Source organism: Frondihabitans peucedani (genome assembly GCF_039537585.1).
Lineage (GTDB): Bacteria > Actinomycetota > Actinomycetes > Actinomycetales > Microbacteriaceae > Frondihabitans > Frondihabitans peucedani.
Genome location: NZ_BAABAU010000005.1, coordinates 144349 through 150928 on the forward strand (window position 1 = coordinate 144349; position 6580 = coordinate 150928).

The following is a 6580-nucleotide window of genomic DNA, read 5'->3' on the forward strand; positions in this document are numbered from 1 at the left end:
TCGCCCGGAGGCGAGGGGTCAGAGCCGACCGACCACGGTGTGCGGGTCGACCCGGCCGTTCGCGAGGTCGTAGTTCGCGCCGACCACAGCCAATCTACCGCTGGCCACCGCCTCGGAGATCACGACAGAGCGCTCGAGGAGCGCTCCGACGGAGGCCTCGATGTGGAGTCGTCCGACCTCTCGCGGGTCGAGCGTCCGCGAGCCGTCGGGGGCCGCCTCGAGGGCCCGGTGCGCGCGCTTCACGGTGGGCGTGATCATGTCGATGAGGCGCTGCAGGTAGAAGGTCTGAGGCTCGCTGTCGGCGTCGATCGAGTCGATGGCGGCTGCGACGGCACCGCAGCGGTCGTGACCCAGGACGACGATGAGCGGCACCTGGAGGGCCGTCACGGCGAACTCGAGCGAGCCGATCTCGGTGTCGCCGACGACCTGCCCGGCGTTCCGGACCACGAAGAGGTCGCCGAGCCCGACGTCGAAGATGATCTCGGCGCCGAGACGAGAGTCGGCGCAGCCGAAGAGGGCTGCGATCGGGGTCTGCCCCTCGGCGACCTGGGCGCGCCGGTCGGCGTCCTGGCGCGGGTGGTCGGGGTGGCCGGAGACGAAGCGCTCGTTGCCGTCGGTCATGGCCGTCCAGGCGGCGCCGGGAGTGAGGTCGTTCGTGGTCGTGGTCATGGGAGGGCCTCCGGGGGTCGTGAGAGGGGGCAGGATCGAGGGGCGGAGACTAGCGCTCGAGCTGGGCGGCCGAGCGCTTGGCGAGCAGCCTGAACTCCGCGTCGGTGGCGGTGCCCGCGAGCACGACCGTCGAGTCGCCCTTCGTGGTCACCATCGCGTACGCGGAGTTTCCGACACCGTCGTCGGTCCGGTGGTCGTAGATGGTCCAGGAGAGGCCGCCGATCGAGGTCGACGACGTCTTGTCGCGCTCGCCGAGCTGGTTGCTCACCCACGTCTGGTTGGCCTTGAAGCCCTGCGTCAGGCTGATGAACTGCGTGTCGGGCGTCACGAAGCCCACGTACCACGACTGCACGCCGTCGGATCCGGCCGGCTTGATCTCGGCCCGGTTCGAGGTCCAGCCCGACGGCATGGCCGGAGCGACGAGAGACGTCGTGACCTGCTGCTGCGCCTGCGAGGCGACCTTCAGGTAGTCGACGCTCTTCAGCTGCGAGCTGCCGGGACGGACCACGACCAGCACGAGCAGGACGACGATGACGACGCTGACGCCGATCGCGATGACGAGATTGAAGGCGGTCTGGTTCTCGCGGTGGGCCCTCGAGCTGGCGGCCTTCCGCGCGGCCGTCTCGGACGGGGTCTCGGGGCGGCCCAGCTCGGCGACGACCCGCGGAGCCCTCTGCTTGCCGAGCGGCGGGGGAGGCGGCGGCGGGGTGGCGCTCACGCGTCGCCCCCGCTGCGGCGCGCCTTCTCGAGGCGCTCCTTGGCGCCGAGCAGCCACTCCTCGCAGCGCGCGGCGAGCGACTCGCCGCGCTCCCACAGGGCCAGCGAGCGCTCGAGCGTGGAGGCGCCCTGCTCGAGCTCGTTCACGACGGTGACGAGCTCGTCGCGGGCCTCTTCGTAGCTGAGGTCGGCGACGTCGGGGAGGGAGGTCTGTGCCACGGTCTGATCCTATCGAGCGGGGGTTGGACGAGAGCTGTCGGGAGCGGCGACGGCGGGTGCCCCGGTGCTCGTCGCGCCGAGGGTGCCGCTGGCGAGCGTCAGCAGCAGCGGCGTGCCGACGGGCGCCTCGGCGGCGTCGCGCAGGACCCCGCCCGAGGGCAGCTGGGCGATCGAGTACCCGCGGCGGAGGGTCGACTCGGGGGACAGCGCCCGCAGGTGGCCGGTGAGCTCGGCGACCCGCGTCGAGGACCGCTCGAGCACGCGGTGCAGGAGCTCCTCGCTGCGTGCGACGTAGCGGACGAGCTCGTCGGCCCGGACGTCGATCAGCGTCTGCGGGTTCGCGAGCACCGGGCGGCTGCGGAGCTGGCCGAGGCGGTCGATCTCGTGGTTGATCAGCGAGGTCAGCCGGGTGCCGAGGCGGGAGCGGGCCTGCTGCACCCGCTGCAGCTCTTCGCCGACGTCGGGGACGACGCGCTTCGCGGCGTCGGTCGGGGTGGAGGCACGGAGGTCGGCCACCTCGTCGAGCAGCGGGCGGTCGGCCTCGTGCCCGATGGCGCTGACGATCGGCGTCGTCGCCGCGGCCGCAGCGCGGACCAGGCCCTCGTCGCTGAAGCCGAGGAGGTTCTGGAAGTCGCCGCCGCCCCGGGCGACGATGATGACGTCGACCTCGGGATCGGCGTCGAGCCGCTGGATCGCCGAGGTGACCTCGCCCACCATGCGCTCGCCCTGGACTGCGGCGTGAATCGTCTTGAAGCGGACCGACGGCCAGCGCAGCTGGGCGTTCCGGAGGACGTCTTTCTCGGCGTCGCTGTCTCTGCCCGTGACGAGGCCGATGCACTGCGGCAGGAACGGCAGGCGGCGCTTTCGCTCGGGCGCGAACAGCCCCTCGGAGGCGAGTTGGTGCCGCAGGCGCTCGAGCCGCTCGAGCAGATCGCCGAGGCCCACGTGGCGCATGTCGAAGACCTGCATCGTGAGCGTGCCGCCCTTGACCCAGAAGTTGGGCTTGATGGCCGCGATGACGCGGTCGCCCTGCTTCAGGTCGGCCGGGATCTTCGACCGGACGCTCGACCAGATCGAGAACGACACCGTGGCGTCCATCTCGAGGTCCTTGAGCTTGCCGTAGACATTGCCCCCGGAGGAGTTCCACTGCGTGATCTCGCCCTCGACCCACGCGGTGCCGAGGCGGTCGATCCAGTCGCGGACCTTGCCCGCGAGCAGGCCCACCGGCCACGGGGCCTCCGCGGTGGGAGGCGGCGTGACGATGGTCAAACTGTCCTCCAAGCGAGCGCTCGCTCATCCGGTCTATTCAGACGGCTCGTTTACACTCTGTCTGTGAGCCGAATTACCAATGGCGCTCTCGCCATCGACCTTCCGACGCCGCGTGTACCCGCGGTGCGCAACAGGCTAAAGGATACCCCCGTCATCGGGCGCAAACGCGTGCTCCTGGCGGCCCCTCGCGGCTACTGCGCCGGCGTCGACCGGGCGGTGATCGCCGTCGAGAAGGCCCTCGACCACTACGGCGCCCCCGTCTACGTCCGCAAGCAGATCGTGCACAACGTGCACGTCGTGTCGACCCTCGAGAGCCAGGGCGCCATCTTCGTCGACGAGGTCGACGAGGTGCCCGAGGGCTCCCACATCGTCTTCAGCGCGCACGGGGTCGCTCCGAGCGTCGTCCAGGGCGCCGCCGACCGCGGCCTCCAGTCGATCGACGCCACCTGCCCCCTCGTCACGAAGGTGCACCGCGAGGCCGTCCGCTTCGCCAAGCAGGAGCAGCACATCATCCTCATCGGCCACGCCGGCCACGAGGAGGTCGAGGGCACGATGGGCCACGCGCTCGATCGCACCACCCTCGTGCAGAACCCCGAGGAGGTCGACCTCCTCGAGGTCGACGACCCCGACAACCTCGTCTGGCTGTCGCAGACGACCCTCAGCGTCGACGAGACGATGGAGACCGTCCGCCGTCTCCGCGAGCGGTTCCCGAACATCCAGAACCCGCCCTCCGACGACATCTGCTACGCCACCCAGAACCGCCAGGTCGCCATCAAGAAGGTCGCGCAAGACGCCGACCTGGTGATCGTCGTCGGCAGCGCCAACAGCTCGAACAGCGTCCGCCTCGTCGAGGTGGCTCTCGAGTACGGCGCGAAGGCCGCCTACCGCGTCGACTACTCCTCCGAGATCCAGCAGGAGTGGCTCGAGGGCGCCACGACCATCGGTGTCACCTCGGGAGCCTCCGTGCCCGAGGTCCTGGTCGACGAGGTCCTCGCCGAGCTGAGCGACGCCGGCTACCTCGACGTCGCCGAGGTCAAGACGGCCGAAGAAGACCTGATGTTCTCGCTGCCCAAGGAGCTCCGCAAAGACGCTTCGGGCAACAGCGACTCGCGCGCGCTCGGCGGCCGGACGAGATGAGCGACGCCGATCCTGCGCCCCGGTACGGTGAGCGCGTCGACACCGACGCTGCCGGCGTTCCCCGGGTCGAGGGTCGTCCTGCTCCCGGGTACGGCGAGTACGCGCCTCCGGGCTGGGTGAGCCCCGTCGCCTCCATCGATCAGGCGGAGCCTTCCGAGACCGCGCAGGATCCCGCGGCGACCAGCGCCGTCCGCACCGATCCGCGCCGCCCCGGCCAGCCGGGCCCCGACTCCCGCGGCCCCGGTCACGCGGGTGCCTACGACGCCCCGCCGCCCACCGGACGCCCCGTCCCCGGGCCGCCTCCCCGAGCCGTCCGCGCGGGATCGTTCAACCGCTTCGCCACGTTCGTCCTACTGGCGTACGGCCTCTACTTCGTCATCCGCGGCGCCCTCGAGACCTCGCAGTTCGTGACGTCGTACGTGGAGGAGTTCCGCACGTTCGGCTACATCGAGGGCACGTTCCAGAGCGGGGCGACGCTGCACGCGGTCGCCGTCGTCAGCGCCGTGGGCTCGGTGGCGGCGTTCCTGCTCGTGGCGATCTTCGCGATCCGGCGCCTGCGCGCGGGAAAGCGCTCGTGGGTCGTGCTGCTGGTCGCCGGCCTGCTGGCGAACCTCATCACCGGGATCGCCGTCGTGTCGGTCCTGATGAACGACCCGTCGTTCGTCGGGCTCCCCGGCTAGCTCCGGTTCTTCGCCCGGCGGTGCTGCGGTGCCGCGGTGCCGCGCGTGGGCGGGTGCTCGCAGCAGTGGGCCGGCCTCCGGAGAGGCGCCCACTGCCACCAGCACCCGCCGAAGCGCGAGCAGCAGCCCGGGAGCTCAGCCCTGCGAGTGACCGAAGGACCCGAGCTCGCGCGTCGCCTCGACGACGCGCGCGGCCATGGCCGACTCGGCGATCTTGCCCCAGGAGCGCGGGTCGTAGGTCTTCTTGTTGCCGACCTCGCCGTCGACCTTGAGGAATCCGTCGTAGTTCTTCAGCACGGTGTCGGCGATCGAGCGCGAGAACGCGTACTGCGTGTCGGTGTCGATGTTCATCTTGACCACGCCGTTGGACACGGCCTCGGATATCTCCGCTGCCGACGAGCCGGAGCCGCCGTGGAAGACCAGCTCGAGCGGCTTCTCGGACGTTCCGAACCTCTCCTGGATGCCCTGCTGGATCTCGCCGAGGAGCTCCGGGCGCAGCTTGACGTTGCCGGGCTTGTAGACGCCGTGGACGTTGCCGAAGGTGAGGGCTGCGATGTAGCGGCCCTTCTCGCCGAGACCGAGCGCCTCGACGACGCGGGTCACGTCGCCGACCGTCGTGTAGAGGGCGTCGTTGGTGCCCTCGTGCTGGACGCCGTCCTCTTCGCCGCCGACGACGCCGATCTCGACCTCGAGGATCGCGTTGATGGCGCGGGTGCGCTTCAGCATGTCTTCGGCGATCGAGATGTTCTCGTCGAGCGGGACGGCGCTGCCGTCCCACATGTGCGACTGGAAGATCGGGTTGCGGCCCGCCTTCACCTCCTCCTCGGAGGCGGCGATGAGCGGCAGGACGAAGCCGTCGAGGGCGTCCTTCGGGCAGTGGTCGGTGTGGAGGGCCACCGTGATCGGGTAGTTCTTGGCCACCTCGGTCGCGAAGTGGGCGAAGGCGAGGGCGCCGGCGGCGCGGTTCTTGACGGTGTGCCCGGCGAAGTAGTCGGCGCCGCCCGTGGTCACCTGGATGATGCCGTCGGACCCGGCCTCGGTGAGGCCCTGGAGCACGGCGTTGATCGTCTGCGACGACGACACGTTGATGGCCGGATAGGCGAATCCCTGCGTCTTCGCTCGGTCGAGCATCTCTGCGTACTGCTCTGGGGTGGCGACGGGCATGACTTCTCCTTCGATGACGGGCGCGTTCGGACTCACTCTAGACGCGCGGCCGAGCGACCGACTGGAGACGGCCGCCGTGCACATGTGTGCAGCTCCGGAGGCCTGTCCGCGGGGTCTCTGGGAACTCGCCGCGAGTAAAGTCCAAGCCATGACCAACACGACCGGAACCCTGTTCACGCACCCCGACCGGAACCTCGGGATGGAGCTGGTGCGGGCCACGGAGGCCGCCGCGATCCGCGCGGCACCGTGGATCGGGCGCGGCGAGAAGAACCTCGCCGACGGCGCCGCGGTCGACGCGATGCGCAAGTTCCTCGGCACCGTCGACTTCGACGGCGTGGTCGTGATCGGCGAGGGCGAGAAGGACGCCGCCCCGATGCTCTACAACGGCGAGCACGTCGGGACCGGCAACGGCGCCTCGTTCGACATCGCCGTCGACCCGATCGACGGCACCTCGCTGACCGCCACCGGCCGCATGAACGCCGTGTCGGTCATCGCCGTGTCCGACCGCGGCACGATGTACGACCCGAGCGCCGTGTTCTACATGGACAAGATCGTCACCGGCCCCGAGGGCAAGGGCGTCATCGACCTCAGCCGCCCGATCGGCGACAACATCCGCGCGCTGGCCGAGGCCAAGGGCATCCCGGTGGCCGAGATGCAGATCGCCGTGCTCGACCGGCCCCGCCACAAGCAGCTCATCGCCGACATCCGCGCGGCGGGTGCCGGCA

8 protein-coding genes are annotated in these 6580 nt (G+C 70.5%); 3 read left to right on the top strand and 5 right to left on the bottom strand.

All coding sequences use genetic code 11. The features are described from left to right. Positions 1–18: 18 nt before the first annotated feature. Genes ABD733_RS16630 through xseA form a run of 4 tightly spaced genes read right to left on the bottom strand, consistent with a single transcriptional unit; the run spans position 19 to position 2874 of the window. Positions 19–669, bottom strand: a complete 651-nt coding sequence (locus tag ABD733_RS16630) for a carbonic anhydrase (protein ID WP_344798291.1) — start codon at positions 667–669, stop codon at positions 19–21. A gap of 49 nt (positions 670–718) precedes the next feature. Continuing rightward, positions 719–1387: a DUF4245 domain-containing protein gene (locus ABD733_RS16635; RefSeq protein WP_344798293.1), complete on the bottom strand. Its 669-nt coding sequence runs from the start codon at positions 1385–1387 to the stop codon at positions 719–721. Beyond that, on the bottom strand, positions 1384–1605 hold the full coding sequence (locus ABD733_RS16640; protein ID WP_344798295.1) for an exodeoxyribonuclease VII small subunit: 222 nt from the start codon (positions 1603–1605) through the stop codon (positions 1384–1386). The genes ABD733_RS16635 and ABD733_RS16640 overlap by 4 nt, the downstream gene beginning before the upstream one ends. Positions 1606–1614: 9 nt before the next feature. Next, positions 1615–2874, bottom strand: a complete 1260-nt coding sequence (gene xseA / locus ABD733_RS16645; protein ID WP_425552943.1) for an exodeoxyribonuclease VII large subunit — start codon at positions 2872–2874, stop codon at positions 1615–1617. A 123-nt stretch (positions 2875–2997) separates the two neighbouring features. On the opposite strand from xseA, the gene ABD733_RS16650 reads away from it, so the two are divergent. Together ABD733_RS16650 and ABD733_RS16655 are read left to right on the top strand one after the other, a co-directional pair. Continuing rightward, entirely contained in the window at positions 2998–4011 is a 1014-nt protein-coding gene (locus ABD733_RS16650) for a 4-hydroxy-3-methylbut-2-enyl diphosphate reductase (RefSeq protein WP_344798306.1), read from the top strand. Further along, positions 4008–4691 carry a DUF6264 family protein gene (locus ABD733_RS16655; RefSeq protein WP_344798297.1) on the top strand — a complete coding sequence of 228 codons (684 nt, stop codon included), beginning with the start codon at positions 4008–4010 and terminating at the stop codon, positions 4689–4691. The genes ABD733_RS16650 and ABD733_RS16655 overlap by 4 nt, the downstream gene beginning before the upstream one ends. A 135-nt stretch (positions 4692–4826) precedes the next feature. On the opposite strand, the gene fbaA is transcribed toward ABD733_RS16655, so the two are convergent. Further along, positions 4827–5855 (bottom strand): class II fructose-bisphosphate aldolase, encoded by a 1029-nt coding sequence (gene fbaA, locus ABD733_RS16660; RefSeq protein ID WP_344798299.1) that lies wholly within the window; start codon positions 5853–5855, stop codon positions 4827–4829. A 148-nt stretch (positions 5856–6003) separates the two neighbouring features. Here fbaA and ABD733_RS16665 point away from each other — a divergent pair. Then, the coding region (locus ABD733_RS16665; protein ID WP_344798301.1) for a fructose-bisphosphatase class II at positions 6004–6580 on the top strand (577 nt) is incomplete at its 3' end.